This is a genomic window from Paenibacillus sp. BT-177, from assembly GCF_025846815.2.
GTDB lineage: Bacteria > Bacillota > Bacilli > Paenibacillales > Paenibacillaceae > Paenibacillus > Paenibacillus polymyxa_C.
Genome location: NZ_JAOYTP010000006.1, coordinates 263,530 through 281,646 on the forward strand (window position 1 = coordinate 263,530; position 18,117 = coordinate 281,646).

20 protein-coding genes and 1 rRNA gene are annotated in these 18,117 nt (G+C 44.9%); 19 read left to right on the forward strand and 2 right to left on the reverse strand.

What is annotated here, in order from left to right:
• Window positions 1–70: 70 nt before the first annotated feature.
• Window positions 71–865, forward strand: coding sequence for an alpha/beta fold hydrolase (locus OIU26_RS19080; protein WP_264217686.1), 795 nt, complete (start codon window positions 71–73; stop codon window positions 863–865).
• A 100-nt stretch (window positions 866–965) separates the two neighbouring features.
• Here the strand turns inward: OIU26_RS19080 and OIU26_RS19085 are convergent, their stop codons facing one another.
• Complete coding sequence (locus tag OIU26_RS19085) at window positions 966–1,532, reverse strand: pyridoxamine 5'-phosphate oxidase family protein (RefSeq protein WP_044786238.1); 567 nt, start codon at window positions 1,530–1,532, stop codon at window positions 966–968.
• Window positions 1,533–1,930: 398 nt separating this feature from the next.
• On the opposite strand from OIU26_RS19085, the gene OIU26_RS19090 reads away from it, so the two are divergent.
• Window positions 1,931–2,587: a DUF6483 family protein gene (locus tag OIU26_RS19090; protein ID WP_264217687.1), complete on the forward strand. Its 657-nt coding sequence runs from the start codon at window positions 1,931–1,933 to the stop codon at window positions 2,585–2,587.
• Window positions 2,574–3,788 (forward strand): class I SAM-dependent methyltransferase, encoded by a 1,215-nt coding sequence (locus tag OIU26_RS19095; RefSeq protein ID WP_264217688.1) that lies wholly within the window; start codon window positions 2,574–2,576, stop codon window positions 3,786–3,788. Before OIU26_RS19090 ends, OIU26_RS19095 begins: the two co-directional genes overlap by 14 nt.
• Window positions 3,789–3,868: 80 nt before the next feature.
• On the opposite strand, the gene OIU26_RS19100 is transcribed toward OIU26_RS19095, so the two are convergent.
• On the reverse strand, window positions 3,869–4,192 hold the full coding sequence (locus OIU26_RS19100; RefSeq protein WP_025675428.1) for a hypothetical protein: 324 nt from the start codon (window positions 4,190–4,192) through the stop codon (window positions 3,869–3,871).
• Window positions 4,193–4,336: 144 nt separating this feature from the next.
• Here OIU26_RS19100 and OIU26_RS19105 point away from each other — a divergent pair, with 144 nt between their 5' ends.
• From OIU26_RS19105 to OIU26_RS19180, 16 genes are all read left to right on the forward strand, one after another.
• Entirely contained in the window at window positions 4,337–4,951 is a 615-nt protein-coding gene (locus OIU26_RS19105; RefSeq protein ID WP_264217689.1) for a DedA family protein, read from the forward strand.
• Between the two features lies 1 nt (window position 4,952).
• Window positions 4,953–5,522 carry a thioredoxin family protein gene (locus OIU26_RS19110; protein ID WP_013373026.1) on the forward strand — a complete coding sequence of 190 codons (570 nt, stop codon included), beginning with the start codon at window positions 4,953–4,955 and terminating at the stop codon, window positions 5,520–5,522.
• 3 nt (window positions 5,523–5,525) lie between these two features.
• Entirely contained in the window at window positions 5,526–6,155 is a 630-nt protein-coding gene (locus tag OIU26_RS19115) for an MBL fold metallo-hydrolase (RefSeq protein ID WP_264217690.1), read from the forward strand.
• A gap of 244 nt (window positions 6,156–6,399) precedes the next feature.
• On the forward strand, window positions 6,400–6,609 hold the full coding sequence (locus tag OIU26_RS19120) for a hypothetical protein (protein ID WP_165082484.1): 210 nt from the start codon (window positions 6,400–6,402) through the stop codon (window positions 6,607–6,609).
• An 80-nt stretch (window positions 6,610–6,689) separates the two neighbouring features.
• Window positions 6,690–7,076: a hypothetical protein gene (locus tag OIU26_RS19125; RefSeq protein ID WP_016324719.1), complete on the forward strand. Its 387-nt coding sequence runs from the start codon at window positions 6,690–6,692 to the stop codon at window positions 7,074–7,076.
• Window positions 7,077–7,369: 293 nt separating this feature from the next.
• A complete protein-coding gene (gene gatC, locus OIU26_RS19130) occupies window positions 7,370–7,657 on the forward strand; it encodes an Asp-tRNA(Asn)/Glu-tRNA(Gln) amidotransferase subunit GatC (RefSeq protein ID WP_013373022.1) in 288 nt (95 codons plus the stop codon).
• A gap of 27 nt (window positions 7,658–7,684) precedes the next feature.
• Window positions 7,685–9,142, forward strand: coding sequence for an Asp-tRNA(Asn)/Glu-tRNA(Gln) amidotransferase subunit GatA (gene gatA / locus OIU26_RS19135; RefSeq protein ID WP_025675437.1), 1,458 nt, complete (start codon window positions 7,685–7,687; stop codon window positions 9,140–9,142).
• A gap of 26 nt (window positions 9,143–9,168) precedes the next feature.
• Window positions 9,169–10,614, forward strand: coding sequence for an Asp-tRNA(Asn)/Glu-tRNA(Gln) amidotransferase subunit GatB (gene gatB, locus OIU26_RS19140; protein WP_013373020.1), 1,446 nt, complete (start codon window positions 9,169–9,171; stop codon window positions 10,612–10,614).
• Window positions 10,615–10,745: 131 nt separating this feature from the next.
• Window positions 10,746–11,207 (forward strand): GNAT family N-acetyltransferase, encoded by a 462-nt coding sequence (locus OIU26_RS19145; RefSeq protein ID WP_013373019.1) that lies wholly within the window; start codon window positions 10,746–10,748, stop codon window positions 11,205–11,207.
• Window positions 11,208–11,266: 59 nt separating this feature from the next.
• Window positions 11,267–11,980: an MgtC/SapB family protein gene (locus tag OIU26_RS19150; protein WP_264217691.1), complete on the forward strand. Its 714-nt coding sequence runs from the start codon at window positions 11,267–11,269 to the stop codon at window positions 11,978–11,980.
• An 84-nt stretch (window positions 11,981–12,064) separates the two neighbouring features.
• The gene (locus OIU26_RS19155; protein ID WP_165082480.1) at window positions 12,065–12,709 is read left to right on the forward strand and encodes a hypothetical protein; all 645 of its coding nucleotides are present in this window, start codon (window positions 12,065–12,067) and stop codon (window positions 12,707–12,709) included.
• Between the two features lie 7 nt (window positions 12,710–12,716).
• Window positions 12,717–14,120, forward strand: a complete 1,404-nt coding sequence (locus tag OIU26_RS19160) for a DUF4097 family beta strand repeat-containing protein (protein ID WP_264217692.1) — start codon at window positions 12,717–12,719, stop codon at window positions 14,118–14,120.
• A gap of 108 nt (window positions 14,121–14,228) precedes the next feature.
• Window positions 14,229–14,660 (forward strand): Fur family transcriptional regulator, encoded by a 432-nt coding sequence (locus tag OIU26_RS19165; protein WP_013373015.1) that lies wholly within the window; start codon window positions 14,229–14,231, stop codon window positions 14,658–14,660.
• Between the two features lie 186 nt (window positions 14,661–14,846).
• On the forward strand, window positions 14,847–16,565 hold the full coding sequence (locus OIU26_RS19170; RefSeq protein WP_264217693.1) for a glycosyl hydrolase family 18 protein: 1,719 nt from the start codon (window positions 14,847–14,849) through the stop codon (window positions 16,563–16,565).
• 56 nt (window positions 16,566–16,621) lie between these two features.
• Entirely contained in the window at window positions 16,622–17,557 is a 936-nt protein-coding gene (locus tag OIU26_RS19175; RefSeq protein ID WP_264217694.1) for a nucleotidyltransferase-like protein, read from the forward strand.
• A 455-nt stretch (window positions 17,558–18,012) separates the two neighbouring features.
• A 16S ribosomal RNA gene (locus OIU26_RS19180) occupies window positions 18,013–18,117 on the forward strand; the annotation flags it as partial.

Consider the following 18,117-nt stretch of genomic DNA (forward strand, 5'->3'; position numbering starts at 1 on the left):
ACATCAGCATGTTCTACTTACTAATATATTCAGAACGAATAGATTATATACAGAGAAAGAAGGGTTCCACATGGAAAAGGTATTATGCGAAGGAACGACGATTTGCTATGCCGAACAAGGAAAAGGAGATCCGATCATTCTATTGCACGGATTTTGCGGAAGCTCCTCCTATTGGGATGAGGTTGTTCCCTTGCTATCCCCAAGCTATCGTTGTATTGTTCCAGACTTGCGTGGACACGGACGCAGCGATGCTCCACTCGGAGCCTACACGATTGATCAAATGGCAGACGATGTGCTTAAACTTCAGGAACAGTTGGACATTCCACAGGCTGCATGGTTTGGCCACTCCCTAGGAGGCTACTTGGCCCTTTCCGCGGTACAGAGACATGCAGAGCGTCTTACAGCCTTTGGACTGATTCATTCGACGGCTTATGCAGATACGGACGAAGGTAAAGAAAAGCGGAACAAGGCTGTATCCACCATTCAAACGGAAGGGATTACAACCTTTGTAGATGGACTCGTACCAGGATTGTTTGCTCCTGAACATGTGGAGTCGATGCCGAACCAACTACTAAAAGTCAAAGAAATTGGCTACAAAACACCTCCTCAAGGAGCCGTAGGAGCATCACTGGCTATGCGCGAGCGCCCGGACCGTCGGGATGTGCTGTCGGCTTCTGCATTGCCAGCTCTTTTAATAGCAGGGGAGCAGGATCAGGCGGTTCCTCCAGCACGGACGTTTACAACAGATCGAACCGGGGTAACCCAGGTTACTCTACCGCAGTCTGGACACATGAGCTTGATCGAAGCACCGCAGTTATTAGCGAATGCCATCTTGTCATTTTTAGACCAGAACTTGAAAAAGTAGAGTAAGGTAAGTCTAAAAACCGGAACCTTCTGATGTGGTATCAGAGGGGATCCGGTTTTTTGCTGACTTGTTGCTTCCTATTGGTTAATGTGCAAAATGCCTAGGTCATATAGTTTTTGTTCAAGGCAAACGCCGTCGGCAAACCGTCAATACTCTCTAAATTCTTCTCGTATGCATACTTTTTAAGTGCTTCTTCGCCCATCTGAATCGCCACGTCCTTCAGCTTTTCCCGTTCGCTCGTGTAAGTCATGAAGGGAACTGCAAAACCACATGAATGTTGTACCATATGAACATCAACAACAATGATTTGTCTTGCCCCAGGCAGTGGATTGAAGAGAGGATAGAGCTCATTCCAACGCTTTGTATTGGGCAACACGACTGTGCCAGTACCAAAGAGTCTTAATACACAGGGCTCGCCTTCAAATGCACAGAACATGATGGTTACCCGTCCGTTCTCTATAATGTGCGCACTTGTCTCGTTGCCACTTCCCGACAAGTCGAGATAGGCTACCTTATGATCTGACAATATACGAAAAGAATCGTAGCCCTTGGGGGAAATATTTACATGCCCCGTCTCAGATACAGGTGCTGATCCTACAAAGAAAATATGCTGCCGCTGTATGAACTCCTGATATTCCGGTAGTATCGAACTAAATTGTTTTCCCATACTTCAACATCCTTCCCGTATAATATTAACTCATAATTTTGTTTCTAGAGAAAATAAATATTATATTTTATTTCGCGAATCAATATTTTAAAAATATTATTTTTGTTTCTTATGAAACAAAAATAACATGAGACTAACGGAGAATCAATATCAAATTTTCGAATACTTGTATTTGAAGTTGATCACATGACGGCTATAAAACACTGTGCTACCCGAATGTTACGTGTTATACGTGATTTTCTGAGTGCCGGATCATTGATGCTATAAATGATTTGTAATTGTGCTAAATGAGTTTACGCCATGTCGGCGGCATTTGGCTTTTAGACAAGGATGTCTTACAATCAGAAGGGACAGGGTTGCTGGGTCTCTAGGCATCAGGATGAAAGGAAGGGAACGGCTTGCTTAGAAAAGATTATTTGCTTAGCATGATGGAAGAATTGACATCAGCAGTAGCATCGGTGCTCGGTCTGAGGCGTGAAAATAAACACGTTGAAGCGCTAAAACAACTAGATGAACTACTCAACAAGCAGTTTCGCCTTCGTTCAGATTTGCTCAGACGATTGCCGCCGGAACAAATTATTGAGCTTTTCCGAATGGGCCCTGGGATGGAAGCGGATGAGCTTCAGCAAGTGGCTCGCATTCTGGAAGAAGAAGCTGTTATATACATGGAGACCAGCAGATTAGACGAGGGCATACGAATTTTAATGAAATCTCTTCATTTATATTTGTACAGCGATCTGAATGGCGCGACTCGTGATCTACAGGTCCTGCCTGAACGAATAGCGTGTATCGTAAAACTGCTTCATGAATATGAACTTTCTCCGGAAACCAGCAAGCTGTTAGCTGTTCATTATGAGCGGGAAAACAGGCTGGACCAAGCCGCAGATGTCTGGTTTGGATTGGCATGGGAGCAGCCGGAGCTGAGATCAGAAGCTGAGATATTTTACAGTCAGTTACTGGATAAGACCGATGCAGAGCTAGAACGGGGTGGAATTTCACGCCAGGAAATCATCGAGGGTTTGTCCGAGATCACCCAATTACATGAAAGAAAGTGAGATGTACCTTTTGGATTCACTGCGCGAACTTGTATACCAATTGACCACGGGAGGATCCCTCATAACAGCAACGCTGAGTCAGCTGCGAAAACGTGAGGATGCTTCTTTTACTAAAGTACAAATCAAACCTGTGGAATTGAAAAACAAACTGCATTACCAGTTTGCCTTTCATTACAGCAACAAAGTCATTCATGAAAATCTGACCCCTGACGAAGCTAATGAGCGCATGACTGCCTTGTTTGAGGACACATTCCGCCAAGGACTTCTATGTGCCAAGGATGCAGACTACCAGGTGCTAATCAGTAAAAAATATAAAGTATCCATTCTGACAAAATCACCGAGCAAAAGTAAAGCCGATCTGTCTCATAATCGCAAAAAGCAATATGTGCTTGAGGAAGGAGAGCGTATTCCTTTCCTGATTGAGCTGGGGATTATGAATGAGGACGGTAAGGTACTGGCCCGCAAATACGATAAATTCCGTCAAATCAACCGTTTTCTCGAAATGGTGCAGGATGTATTGCCCAGCCTTCCGGTAGGCCGCCCATTGACGATTGTAGATTTTGGCTGCGGCAAGTCGTATTTGACCTTTGCCTTATATCATTATTTGGCAGTACAGCAAAAACGACCTTTGCAGATTGTCGGTTTGGACTTGAAGGCAGATGTCATTGAAACCTGTAATCTTCTGGCTCAAAAGCTGCAATATCGACAGTTGGAGTTTCTGGTCGGAGATATCGCAGACTACAATGAACTGGAGCAGGTGGATATGGTCGTTACCTTGCATGCATGCGATACAGCAACAGATGCAGCGCTGGAAAAGGCTGTCCGCTGGGGAGCGTCTGTCATTTTATCAGTTCCGTGCTGCCAGCATGAGCTGTTTAGCCAACTGGAAAATCCGGTATTGGAGCCTTTGCTCTCCCATGGCATTTTAAAAGAGCGTTTTTCTGCACTGGCAACGGATGGAATCCGGGCCAAGCTGCTGGATATGATGGGGTATCGGACACAGCTCTTGGAATTTATCGATATGGAGCATACGCCTAAAAATATTCTGATTCGTGCTGTCAAAGGCCAAGCGGGAGAATGGTCCGTTCTGTGGCGTGAGTATACAGCATTTCGGGATTTTATACATGCTGATCCTTATTTGGAACGTGCCTGTGCGGATTTGCTTCCCGAAGGGGCGGGACAGCAGCAGACACACAGCTAAGAATATAGCAAAAGTGGAGCCACTACAGGGTGGCTCCACTTTTTTGTAGTTTACAGTTCATGGTTGCTGTACGCAAACATCTACCCGCCATAGGCACTTCTAAAAGCTGTGCACAAGACATCACGATCCACCTTCCACAATGCCGCGAGCTCCTCGCTGACATCTTCGTCCCACCAGTCGCACAGTAGTTTGCGATTACTATGGTTTTCTGCAATCCAGATGAGGTGTCCAGCAACCTTGCGGCAGTATAGCTCCTCGCCCTGCTTGACCAGATCAGGGGCAATGTGAACAGGCAGACGTTTGCAGGTTCGGTACAACTCTTTGCTGCATGCGCGGCGGATACCACGAGCCGTGGGTAAACGGGATTGTGGATTGTCATGTTTGGGGAATTTGCCGGGAGGCATATTGTACCCCCTCCTCTCTCTCACAACTTATGCGGGCACAGGAGCCGAGGTCACTGACCTCCATAATTGCGTGAAGTGGCGGCGTGTTCTGCCGCTGTGATACACTAATGAAAATAGAGAAACAGGCAGGGAGTGGGAAGAGAAATGGACCATATATCTGGTATCATTAATTATTTGTTTGAGATCATTCGCAGTCTTGGGTATTTTGGTATTATGCTAGGCTTGATGGTGGAGGTCATTCCAAGTGAAATTGTCCTCGCTTATGGCGGTTTTTTAGTGTCCTCGGGTCATATTAATTTTTTTGGCGCAGTCGTGTTTGGAACGATTGGCGGGGTGCTGGCCCAGCTGTTTATTTACTGGATCGGACGCTATGGCGGCAGACCCGTATTAGATAAGTATGGTAAATACATACTCATCAAAAAAAGTCATGTTGACCACGCTGAAGCCTGGTTCAATAAATATGGCACAGGGGTCATTTTTACAGCTCGCTTTATCCCTGTTGTTCGTCACGCGATCTCAATCCCTGCCGGGTTGGCTCGAATGAACGTATGGCGCTTTATTATTTTGACGACGCTGGCGATTATACCTTGGTCTGTTTTGTTTATATATTTAGGTATGCTGCTGGGAGACAAGTGGGAGCAAATTGACGAAGTGGCGGCACCTTATATCAAACCCATTTTGCTGGTTGCTCTTGCGCTCTTGATCATTTATTTTGTTATCAAATGGATTGTAGCCAAAAACAAAAAAGGAAGTGTATAACATGAGCCGTACTAACGTATCGCAATATTTCGGCAAGGGCTTGAGTCCTGAACAATTTATGGAGGGCATGGAAAAGAACAAAGAAGCCTTCCGCTCTGGATACGATCAGTTTGTGTGGAGCAGCGAAGAGGATCGGGAGTTTTTTGAAAGCCTGAACCATCGTGATGATCTGCGTGTGCTTATTTTGGCTGCCGACTGGTGTGGGGATGTCGTACGCAATGTGCCAGTTGTGTTCCGCGCGTTGGAGAATAGCGGTATTCCAACCGAAGTATTGATTCTGGAAAATCATCAGGCGCTGATGGACGACTTCCTGACAATGGGCGGACGTGCTGTGCCGATTGTGATTTTTGCGGATACAGGAGGTCATGTACTTGGCCACTGGGGACCACGCCCTGCACATGTCCAACAAATTATGATCGAATTCAAACGTGAAAATCCAGATCGGGAAGCCGATGACTATCAAGAAAAAATTGCAGTAGCTCGCAAAGAAATGGCTGAAAAATATGGGGAGGGAACCGAGGTCCATCCTGTGATTGTTCAGGAATTACGCGAGCTGATCTCGGGATTTTAACTTATGACCTTATCAATTCGCAGCTTTAATCTGGGTCCACTTCAAACGAATGCTTATTTGCTTCAAGGGGATGATCCACAGCGCGCCGTTATTATTGATCCAGGAATGAATCCGGGTTCTTTGCTGAGAGCGATTGAGTCTCTAACCATTGAAGCTATTCTGCTGACTCATGCCCATTTTGACCATATTGGAGGGGTGGAGGAGATTCGCAATGCGAAAGGATGCCCGGTGTATCTGCACGCTTTGGAGCAAGACTGGCTCACATCTCCTAAGCTGAATGGCTCCCTGATGTGGCCAGAGGCATCTCCACCGATCTCGACAGGACCTGCCGAATATGATTTGGCGGAAGGTCAGCAATTAAATCTAATCGGACACACGTTCAAGGTGCTCCATACACCGGGGCATTCACCCGGAAGTGTTAGCTTCTTGTGTGGCAAAGATCTTTTCTCGGGGGATGTGCTATTCCGTCAGGGCGTCGGACGCACAGATCTGACTGGTGGTCGGGAACGCGACTTGTATGATTCCATTCAGAATAAGTTGTTTCCGCTTGGAGATGACGTTACAGTTTATCCTGGTCACGGACCCAAAACATCCATTGGTTATGAGAAAGCCAACAATCCGTATATTCGGTAAATTTGATAAACGTTAATTAATTGAGGCAAAATCAAAGAAGTGACAGGTTTTGCCTCAATTCGACAACAAAATATAAATTATGTATAGACAAAGGTTTTTATTTTTGTTAACATAAATTTATTAAAGTTACATACTAAACTCGCGAAGCACGCAAGCTGTGGATGAATCCCGGTTTGCGTTCTTTTTTTTGCCCATTAAGAGGATAAAGAGGCATGAGGCCATCAGATCACAAGGGGGAGCAAGAATGAAAAGAAAACATATATATGGTGTACAACGTGAGAACGAAGGCAGTTTCCGTCTTTCCGAAATAGTAGATATTGAAGATGTTGTGGTAGGTTCCGAACCGAAGATCATAACTTGGAAAAAGGTAAAACGGCGGGGCAGAACCCTTACGCAAAACTGGCATATACGGCTTAATGAGCATAGATTTGGACGTGGAGACGATCGATTATGAAGATACATAGATGATATAGACAAGCTACCTTTTTTTTAGTAGACTTAGCAGATAAGTTCAGACAAACGGGGGGGCTAACGATGCATCATTTAGGAGCTAGAATTATGATCGTCGCGGATGCTTTTGAGCAGAATCTTCCTGTGGGCGAACATGGTTATATCATTGCTTACGACCGTAATGCGGACAATGCTTTTGACTATGTCATTCGCGTACCGAAGGTGAATCGCAATTTTTTCGTACCATCCGGAGACATCGAGCTGGAAGAAAGTATTCTCAAGCTGGAAGCCGAGCGGATTGAGCGTGAAGCGCTGATAGATTACGCCCTTGCTACTCATAATGAGAAGCTGTTCAGACATGTGATGAATGGTGGTCATGATTCAGTAGAGACTGAGGAAGAAGAAACCGCGGCAGAATTGTTGTCACAGGCTGATTTTATCAAACAAGTTAATTTGCGTGCTTGGATATAGGAATCGGCTGTTGCCGACTCTTTTTAACAATATATAATGGGCACGATTTCAGCTGCTATAGTTTTCTTGAAAGAGCACCGAAAGGTGCTTTTTTTATATTCTTTTAGTAACATTTACCTCATTAATGTATAGTCTGCTTCTGTACCGCGTCAAAGATTGAATTGTATAGGGTTCTATCCTATAATTAAAAACGTTATTTCAAAGTTCGGTGTAACATTTTTGATACCAGGATTTTGCAAAATCCGATTCCAGTCGCTTATTGGATTTTTATATATACATGAGGAGGGTTTTGAATGAACATTTCCAAGGAAGATGTCCGTCACGTAGCCAGGCTGTCCCGGTTGAATTTGACCGAGAATGAGGAAGAAACGATGACAGGGCAATTAAACGCCATTCTCCATTATGCGGAGAAGCTGAATGAGCTGGATACGGAGCAGGTAAAACCGACCACTCATGTGCTGCACGTCAGCAATGTCATGCGGGACGACGAAGTTCGCGAAAGTTTGACGCATGAGCAAGTGATGCGTAATGCACCTGAAGAAGAAGATGGACAGTTTAAAGTTCCTGCTGTTCTGGAATAGATTTCACATTTGAAAGGAGGATGCAAATTGAGCTTGTTTAATAACACATTGCCGGAAATACATAACAAGCTGCATCAAAAGGAAATTTCCGTGAGTGATCTGGTGGGGCACGCTCTGGAGACAATTGATGCGCGGGAAGACAAGATCAGAGCCTATATTACCGTTGACGAGGAACAGGCCCGGGCATCCGCACGTCAGCTGGATGATCAGCTGATTTCAGGAGAGGAAAGAGGATTGTTGTTTGGCCTGCCGGTTGGTATTAAGGATAATATCGTGACGGAAGGGCTACGCACAACATGTGGCAGTCAGTTTTTGAAAAATTTTGATCCCGTTTACGATGCCACAGTGGTTGGCAAGTTACGCGCAGCGCAAACCGTGACACTTGGTAAAATGAACATGGACGAATTCGCTATGGGTGGTTCTAACGAGAACTCCAGCTTTTTCCCTGCACGTAACCCTTGGGATTTAGAACGTGTTCCTGGCGGTTCCAGTGGCGGCTCGGCTGCAGCTGTTGCGGCGGGTGAAGCTTATTTCACGCTCGGTTCCGATACAGGCGGCTCCATTCGCCAGCCCGCTTCTTATTGCGGCGTAGTTGGCCTAAAACCAACCTATGGTCTGGTATCCCGTTTTGGACTGGTGGCCTTTGCTTCCTCTTTAGACCAAATCGGTCCGATTACAAAAAATGTTCAGGATTCGGCCTATGTCCTGCAAGCCATTGCAGGCTATGACCAGAAGGACTCCACCTCTGCGAAGGTAGACATTCCTGATTATTTGAACGCTTTAACCGGAGATGTAAAAGGTCTTCGTATCGCTGTACCTAAAGAGTATCTTGGTGAAGGCGTAGACCCACAGGTCAAGGAAAAGGTGCTTGATGCACTGAAAACTCTGGAAGGATTGGGCGCTGTATGGGAAGAGGTATCTCTTCCGCACACGGAATATGCGGTTGCGACATACTACCTACTGGCTTCATCCGAAGCATCGTCCAATCTGGCCCGCTTTGACGGTGTGCGCTATGGTGTGCGCGCTGACAATCCAGATAACCTGCTTGATCTGTATCATCAGTCCCGTACGCAAGGGTTTGGTCCTGAGGTGAAGCGTCGGATTATGCTTGGCACCTATGCACTCAGCTCCGGGTACTACGATGCTTATTATTTGAAAGCTCAAAAAGTGCGCACACTGATCAAACAGGATTTTGATCGTGTATTTGAACAATATGATGTGATTATCGGACCTACTGCACCGACTACCGCTTTCAAAATCGGCTCCCAAGTGGATGACCCATTGACGATGTATTTGAACGATATTTTGACGATTCCGGTGAGTTTAGCTGGCGTGCCGGCGATCAGTATTCCTTGTGGTCTTGCAGATGGAATGCCAGTCGGACTACAAATAATCGGGAAAGCCTTTGACGAGTCTTCTGTACTGCGCGTAGCGCATGCATTCGAACAAAATACTGAATTTCACAAGCAGCGTCCGCAGCTGTAATTTGCCAAAAAGGAGGGAACCTATTCATGTCTACAACTACATCGAAGTATGAGACGGTCATTGGACTTGAAGTCCATGTGGAATTGCATACGAAGTCCAAAATATTTTGTGGATGCTCGACATCCTTCGGAGCGCCGCCAAACTCTCATACATGTCCGGTCTGTCTTGGACATCCTGGAGTATTGCCTGTATTGAATCGTCAAGCCGTTGATTATGCGATGAAAGCGGCAATGGCGCTCAATTGCACCATTGCTGATGTGAGCAAGTTTGACCGCAAAAACTATTTCTACCCCGATTCACCGAAGGCTTACCAAATTTCGCAATATGACCAACCGATCGGCGAGAACGGCTGGATTGATATTGAAGTGAACGGTGAAACCAAGCGTATCGGTATTACCCGGTTGCATCTGGAAGAGGATGCGGGGAAATTAACCCATGTTGATGGTGGCTATGCGTCTTTGGTTGATTTTAACCGGGTCGGCACACCATTGGTTGAAATCGTTTCGGAGCCGGATATATCTTCGCCGGAAGAAGCCAAGGCTTATCTGGAAAAAATACGTGCCATTATGCAGTATTGTGACGTATCCGATGTGAAGATGGAGGAAGGCTCGCTTCGTTGTGATGCCAATATCAGTCTTCGTCCGCATGGTCAAAAAGAGCTGGGAACCAAAGCGGAACTGAAAAACATGAACTCCTTCCGTGGCGTACAGCGCGGACTGGAATATGAGCAGTTCCGGCAAGAACAGACCCTGGACGAAGGTGGAACGATCGTACAGGAAACACGTCGCTGGGATGAGGCACAGGGTAAAACCCTGTCCATGCGTGGTAAGGAACAGGCGCACGACTATCGTTATTTCCCGGACCCGGATCTCGTTACACTGCATATTGATGAGGAGTGGAAAGAACGTATCCGTGCTTCGATTCCTGAATTACCCGACCAGCGCAAAACACGTTACACTTCGGAATATGGATTACCTGAGTATGATGCACAGGTAATTACGTCCTCCAAACCATTGGCTGATTTGTTCGAGGATAGTCTTCAGTACACCAAGGATGCCAAAGCAGTATCCAACTGGATTATGGGAGATTTACTCGGCTATTTAAACAGTGCCAGTGTAGAACTGTCGCAGGTTAAATTGACAGGTCGGGGCTTGGGTGAAATGATCGGACTACTGGAGAAGGGGACGATCAATAGCAAAATAGCGAAAACGGTCTTCAAGGAAATGCTGGAAAGTGATAAACTGCCACAGCAAATTGTTGAAGAAAAAGGGCTTGTGCAAATCAGTGATGAAGGTGCAATTCTGACAATTGTCGAGCAAGTTGTAGCAGCCAACCCGCAATCGGTCGAGGATTACAAAGCTGGCAAGCAAAAGGCCATCGGCTTCTTGGTCGGTCAAGTGATGAAGGAGAGCAAGGGAAAAGCCAACCCGGGTCTCGCTAATAAGTTGCTGACAGAAGTGTTGAACCGTTAATGGCATAGTTATGACAGGGGCTTGTCTTTTAGGGACAGGCCTCTTTTGCATAAGTGCAGAGAACGTATGGGCATCGAACAAGTATCAGAATCGTAATGACATATTATAGTTTCCTTAGGAGGGCAAACAGCATGGTTACCCTATGTTCATTGGAAGATGATGATATTGTCAGTCAGATATGGCGTCTTCAGCACGTCGCTTATAGACTGGAAGCTGAGCTGATTGGATTTGATGAGATTCCTCCACTGATGGATACATTGGAGACACTTAGAAGCTGTGGAGAGTCTTTTTATGGGTGGTTGGAGGATGATGAACTGCTAGGAGCGCTAGCTGTGCAGTCTGAATCGTCTGGTTCGCTTACCCTTACACGTATGATGGTTCATCCAGATCATTTTCGCAAAGGGATTGCGGACTCCTTAATGAAGCATGTTTTGAATGAGTATCAGAATGTCCCGCTGTTTATCGTCACCACAGGAACTTTAAACACTCCTGCAGTGACACTTTATCGAAAACATGGTTTTCGACCCGTTTCCGCGGCAGAAGTGGCCCCAGGTGTGGAATTAACCACCTACCATTTGCATAACGTGGAATAATACTCACAAACCGCGTGCCCGGACAAGGAAGCACGACACAACCGGGAGGAGAGACTCGAATGAATAATCCGTGGATTATAGATGATTCACATATCATTTTACGGCTATTACTGTCCATGCTACTCGGTGGATTCATTGGCTTTGAGCGAGAACGTTCCAATCACGCTGCTGGTTTGCGGACTCACATTATGGTCAGTCTTGGTTCGACGCTGATTATGCTGCTCTCCATTTACGGCTTTGCTGATTTTATTAAAGAAGCTAATGTGCGTATAGATCCAGCTCGTTTGGCTACGGCGGTGATTACTGGCGTAGGCTTTTTGGGGGCAGGTACAATTATGTTCACAGGTAAATCCATTACTGGACTCACGACGGCTGCTTCCATTTGGGTCGTAGCTGCCATTGGCCTTGGGGTGGGAGCAGGCTTCTATTTACCTTCTATAGCAGCAACGGTGCTCGTATTTTTAAATTTATGGGTGTTCAACAAATTAGAACTTCGGTATATGCGTGGACGCAAGCCTCATCTTATTACACTGTACGGATTGTCCTCTCACGGATTGCTCGATCAAATTTCGACTTATTTAGAGCAAGAAAAAGTGGAAATACGTAAAATTATGATTAAAGAACATGAACATGTTCCATTTCATGAATTGCATCCGGATCGTCAGAGTATGGAGGTTTCCCTAGAGGTGCTGGCCCGACATGACTTTAATGTGGTACGTATTGCAGCTGATTTACGACAATGGGAAGATATAGCTGCAGTCTCTGTTGAGTGAACATAACCCTTTTTTTTTACAGTTACTATCAAATCTGATTGGGGTACTATGTAACCATCAAAGCATTTTTCAGCGGAGCTACGTATGGAATTCAAAGGGGAGGATGGCATGAACTCGGAACAACCGTTACCGTCGGGAGAGTCCGGACAGGCTGAACAGCCACATGGACAGAAACAGCGGGGGCGTCTGCAATACGCTAAATTTCGCAAAGTAATTGCCATTATCATGGCAGCACTGATACCTGGAATGGGACATCTTTTTTTAGGACTACTTATTAGGGGGCTTACATTTATTGTATTGCTCCTGCTAGATATTTTTGCGATGCTGTATGTTTCCTCAGATGGATTGAGGATTAACATCCCATTACTTATTTTGCTTGGATTGTTCATACCCGTATTATATTTTTATAATGTATATGATGTACTACAGTCAGCGGATTACATGGTTCGTTATCGGCGCAAGCCGGATCAATATGCACGAATGGATGCTAGAGGTCAGCAAAGCAGTCCTTTTTATGCATGGGAAAGAGGTTTTGCTTTTGCAGTGCTACTGGTGGCAGGCGGTGGACTTATGATTCTGTTCCGCATGAAACCTCGCTGGTTAAGCATTTTCTTTGAAGATTATGGATTTCTGACGCTGGCCATTATATTAATGATGATCGGTTTATTCCTTTTTCTAAGGGAAGCCTTTCTATCCTTTAAACGTAAAAAGTTGAAAGAAAGAGGGTGAAGCAGGCGTGCACCGCAAAATAAGAGTCGGCCGCTACACCTCTTCGCTTCTGTTGATGGCTGTAGGCATTTTGCTGATTGTAGATGTGCTTCAGAACACGGAATATATGCTTCAGCTCCTTGTGTGGTGGCCTGTAATCTTTGTGCTTTGGGGTCTGGAGTATCTGATTTTTTTTGGCGTGTATTATCGCAAAGAGGGCAAGCCTGACAACGGACGACGTTTTAGACCTGACTTAAAGGGGATTCTGTCCGCTTTGGTAGTGGCTGCTTCGGTTTTTATCGTGACCCAGCAAAACCATTATATGTACCTGTGGAACCGGGTTAGTCTCAATCTGACATCGGCCTCTATGGATTTTAGCCAGGCTAAAGAGAATCGGTATGATATGGGCGGTGTGCTGGTACCGGTAACTATGCAAACGTCCGATTTAGTAGTTGATTCAGTGAATGGAGATATAACACTGATCAGACGGCCGGTATCCAATATAGAGGTACGTGGGACTCTATGGGTGGATCAAGCGCCTGCTGCCGAAGCGGACAAGATTGCTCAAGCTTCTTCACTGACTTCTACCGACGGCAAGACCATCCAGATTCGTCCAGAGGTACAGTCATACGGAGCATCAAGTAAACGTCAGCCTCGTATGAACATGTTGATCACCGTACCAGAGGATCGGCGCTTCAATATGCAGATTAGAACCTCCAACGGGAATATTACCTTGAATGGAGTAGACGCTATCGACAGCATCCGGCTTGAGAGTGGTAATGGGAATCTCACAGTTAATGACGCTATCGGCAATGTCAAAGGAGGTACCCTGAACGGTCAGATTAGATTGCATCGGATTTCCGGAGATGTGGATGTACGCACGAATCGTGGCGATATGCAGGCAGGGGATATTGAAGGGGCCTTGTCACTCCACACTATGGTAGGTGACATTCAGGTCGCTCGTTCGGAAGGGGATATTACCGTTGATACTCAAAATGGTGACATGAATGTGCTGAATTCTACAGCCAAGCTGAATGCAAATTCGCTTAATGGCGCTATCAAAGTGCATAGCGAGAGGGTAGGTGGAGATTGGAAAATATACAGTGCTGTCGGTGATATCGTATTGGATCTTCCATCAAATGGAGATTTCCAGTTAGAGGGTTCAAGCAGTTATGGTAATCTTCAGTCTGATTTTCCATTTAAGATAGACAGTAAAAGCATTTCAGGGCAAAACGGGGATGGCAAATATGTGATTAACGTAGAGGGTAACAGCAATTTAACCATTAAAAAGTTACTGATGCCGTCGTTACCTGACTTGGATGATTCTGGAGGATCGACTGCGCCCGATGCAACTGGAAGTTCTCCGGGTGAACCTGAAGTTCCTGCGACCGATACTTCTGTACGGACATCCGGCGACAATACGGCGCGTTGACAAGATTCTTGAGTAGACCGTACAATGTGAGTAGCTTTAGAAGTGAATTGTAAATAGATGCGTGGTAATTGATAGGATTGCAAGTAAGGGATAAGGCGGTGGACATATATGGCAGCACGCGTCCAGCATGCTTTGGAACTTCTGAAGAAGACAGGTGTACGCATAACACCCCAGCGCCATGCCATATTAAACTATTTAATGGAATCTATGGGGCATCCGACTGCAGATGAAATATATCGTGCGCTTGAGTCCAAGTTTCCAAGTATGAGTGTGGCTACGGTTTATAATAACTTAAAGATGTTTATAGAAGCGGGTATGGTACATGAGTTGACCTATGGAGATAACGCCAGTCGTTATGATGCCAATATTTCGGAGCACTATCACATCATTTGTGAAAAATGTGGAAAGATTGAAGATTTCAGTTATCCGTATTTGGCAGATGTGGAACGCCATGCCGCGTTGGAAACAGGCTTCGAGGTGCATGGACATCGTATGGAGTTACACGGAGTATGCAAAGCTTGTAGTAACAAACAATCGTAGCGAAATAAGGGATAAAAGTTTTTAGTGCGGTATGTATATATTGTAATGGATTGGAAACGTGAGGAATTCCCCATAAGTGGGGATTTACCGCGTTTTTTTGTTTAAATCACTTTGTTTTTTGTCTCAGGTAATCTGTTAAAGTTACAAAATACAGAAATCAAAATTTCTTACAATGGAGGTTCAATATTGGCCAGAAATCATTCCAGACGCCGCCGTAAACGTTCTCGATTCAAAGGAGCGGCAAGCCTGCTATTATTCGCAGCGATTATATGCGCAACTACTGTCGTATGGTATGGTAATCCTCTTCACGAGAAACCCGATTGGCATGGGAGTGTCCGACCTATTTTTATGAAAGGCAAGTTGACCGGATATGAAGCTCAAAGCTCCGGCAAGAACATGCTGATGCCGCTTAAATTGATACAAGGTCAAATTGACCCTACCATTCGTTATGAGGATGACAGCCAAACCGTCATTATGGCAACGAGACAAAGCTTGCTCCATATGAATGTTGCAAAGACACAAGGCGAACTGAATGGTAAAACATATGTACTTAGCGCCGCCCCTCAGATAATCAGTGGAGAGGTATATATCCCCATTGAGGCTGTACGTGAAGTATATGGTATATCCATCCACGAAGACCCTGTAACAGGTGCTGTCATTCTGATGAAAGCTGGAGAGAAGGTCAAGCTAGGTAGTGTAGAAAAGAAAGATGGGCAACAGGATGCTAGAATTGCTTTACGCAAAGAAGCCTCTAGTCTATCTTTTATTTTGGCAGATGTATCACAGCAGACAAAAGTACGCATCTGGTCTCAACAGGGCGATTGGTATTTTGTGCAGTTAGACAATGGTTATGCAGGATACATGAAGTCAGACTGTATCTCTGAAGGAGAAGAACTTGTGATACCTTCGGTTAAGGACGATTTGTCAATCTCGGAGAAGCATTGGCAGGGTAAACCTGTGAATCTCGCTTGGGAAGCCGTCTATAATCGTAAGCCTGATCCTTCCAAATTTGACCCTATGCCTGGAGTAAATGTGGTGAGTCCTACATGGTTCAGCGTCGTTGATCATGAGGGTACTGTAGAAAGCAAGGCGGACCCGGCATATGTCAGCTGGGCGCATCGTAAGGGCATGGAGGTATGGGGCTTGTTGAGCAACAGCTTTAACCCCGAAATAACAACAGAGGCACTATCTACCTTTGAACGTCGAAAATCGATTGTAGATCAGATGATCTCACTTGCCCAAGAAAATGATCTGGATGGTATTAATATTGACTTTGAAAATGTCCATACGAAGGATGGCCCCAATGTCACCCAATTTTTGCGGGAACTTAAACCGATGGCCCGGGAACATGATTTGATACTGTCCATTGATGTTACGCCTAAATCTCAAAGTGAGATGTGGTCTGTTTTCTTGGATCGAAAGGCATTGGGTGCTATAACAGATTATCTCATGGTAATGGCGTATGATGAGCATTGGGCGGCTAGTCCAAAAGCTGGTTCCGTCGCCTCATTACCATGGACAGAAGCATCAATTCAGCGGATTATTCAGGAAGACGAAGTGCCGCCTCAAAAAGTGGTTTTAGGTATTCCGTTATATACCCGCGTTTGGTCCGAGACTCCCAAAGAAGGGAAGATTAAGGTCACCTCCAAATCAATTGGTATGGAGTCAGCAGCAGATATCGTAGCCCAATTTAAGTTGAAGCCCAAATTTAGAGCTTCTGAAGGTCAGAATTATGTCGAATATACCGAAGACGGTGTGGTCAAAAAGATTTGGCTAGAGGATCAGATATCCCTGAAGGCAAGAGTAGAACTTGCCAAATCACTGAACCTGGGCGGAATTGGTGTGTGGAGTCGGAGCTTTGCAGATGAAGACGCTTGGATAACACTGAAAGAAATAATTAAATAAGATAAAAAATTATACAATTGAAGAAGGAAGTCTCTTATTTATGTAGAAATGATCACATGTATCCAAATATCCAATTTAGCGGTTATAGCCGCCTTGCAGGTATGGAGGGTGAAGTGCAGCTAACCAAATTAAACCTGATGCATGATGAATTGTTGCAGGAAGATTCAATAGGTGTTATTTCGTACAGAAAACCGGGAGAATATTTTCACGGTTCGATGTTGTATGACTTTGATGAACTCATTCTAATTATTGGAGAAGGCCGGGAGCCAGTTCGATCTATACAACACTTATTTATTAATGGATTAAAATGCCAAGTGTTGTACACAACGCTTAGTTGTTTGAAGGGTTGGATTATCGCAGGTGAACAAGCCAACATTATAGATTATGTGTTAGAAGGTCGTATGGTCTGGGAACGGGATGACAGGGTACGTCTTTTAAGACAGGAAATTATTGAATTTAACGATCCACTGCGGGAGCAGAAGCGATTTCATGAGTTCTCCCGCTTTCTAGTCAATTACGTTCAGGGTAAGAAAGCAGTACGGGAAGGGCGGATCATTGACGCTTATCAAAGTGTTCTGAAGGCACTGGATCATTGGGCGTCTATTGAACTCATTGAACGTGGGATTTATCCAAAGGTTCACTTATGGGTTCAGGTGCAGCCGCTGGATCGAACAATTGAGAAACTGTATAACGAGCTCACATTAAGTACGGAGACTCTGGAGCAACGGGTTGAACTGGTATTGCTTGCTTGTGAATTTTCAGTCATGTCGAAAATGGAGGAGTGCTCCTCTCTGCTATTCCGTATATTAGGCAGCAGACGGGAACCTTGGTCTATAGATGAACTTATGAATCATCCTGAGCTCAAGAATCTACAATTAGATCTTACCGTCGTGCTCCGTAAACTGGTTTATCGTTCGCTTATTAGAGAATCAGCCGTCGGGGAATTTAGGGATCGCGGACAAAATCGTGAACTGCGCTACTCCCTTCTTTGATGAGCGGAGGTTATTTTATCAGGAAGAAAGGTCGATAAATGATCTTTTCTTCCTTTTTTCTTATGTGATTTAGAATTTACAGGAGATTAAAAGATATAAATGATTATTTTAGCTTGACGAGTATGTAAAATATGTGCTAAGTTATAACTCGCCCCATTAAGCAACACGAATAATTTAGAACTGTCTAAAGCAGGATAAAGGGTGTTGCATCAAGCAAGAAAATAAATTTTTAAAAAAAATGCTTGACGAAAAATGAGGTTGTGTGTTACATTATTTAAGTCGCCGCTGAGACGCGGTGGTGAAACGAAGTAAGAGAGAATGAAGTTTTGATCTTTGAAAACTGAACAACGAGTGAGTAAACTGATTTTGTTCGCAAAATCAACAATGAGATATTTTATCTCGTCAGTTTCAACATGAGCTAATCGCTCTTTCTATAAACCGACTTCGGTTGGTCTTTAATGGAGAGTTTGATCCTGGCTCAGGACGAACGCTGGCGGCGTGCCTAATACATGCAAGTCGAGCGGGGTTATTTAGAAGCTTGCTTCTAAATAACCTAGCGG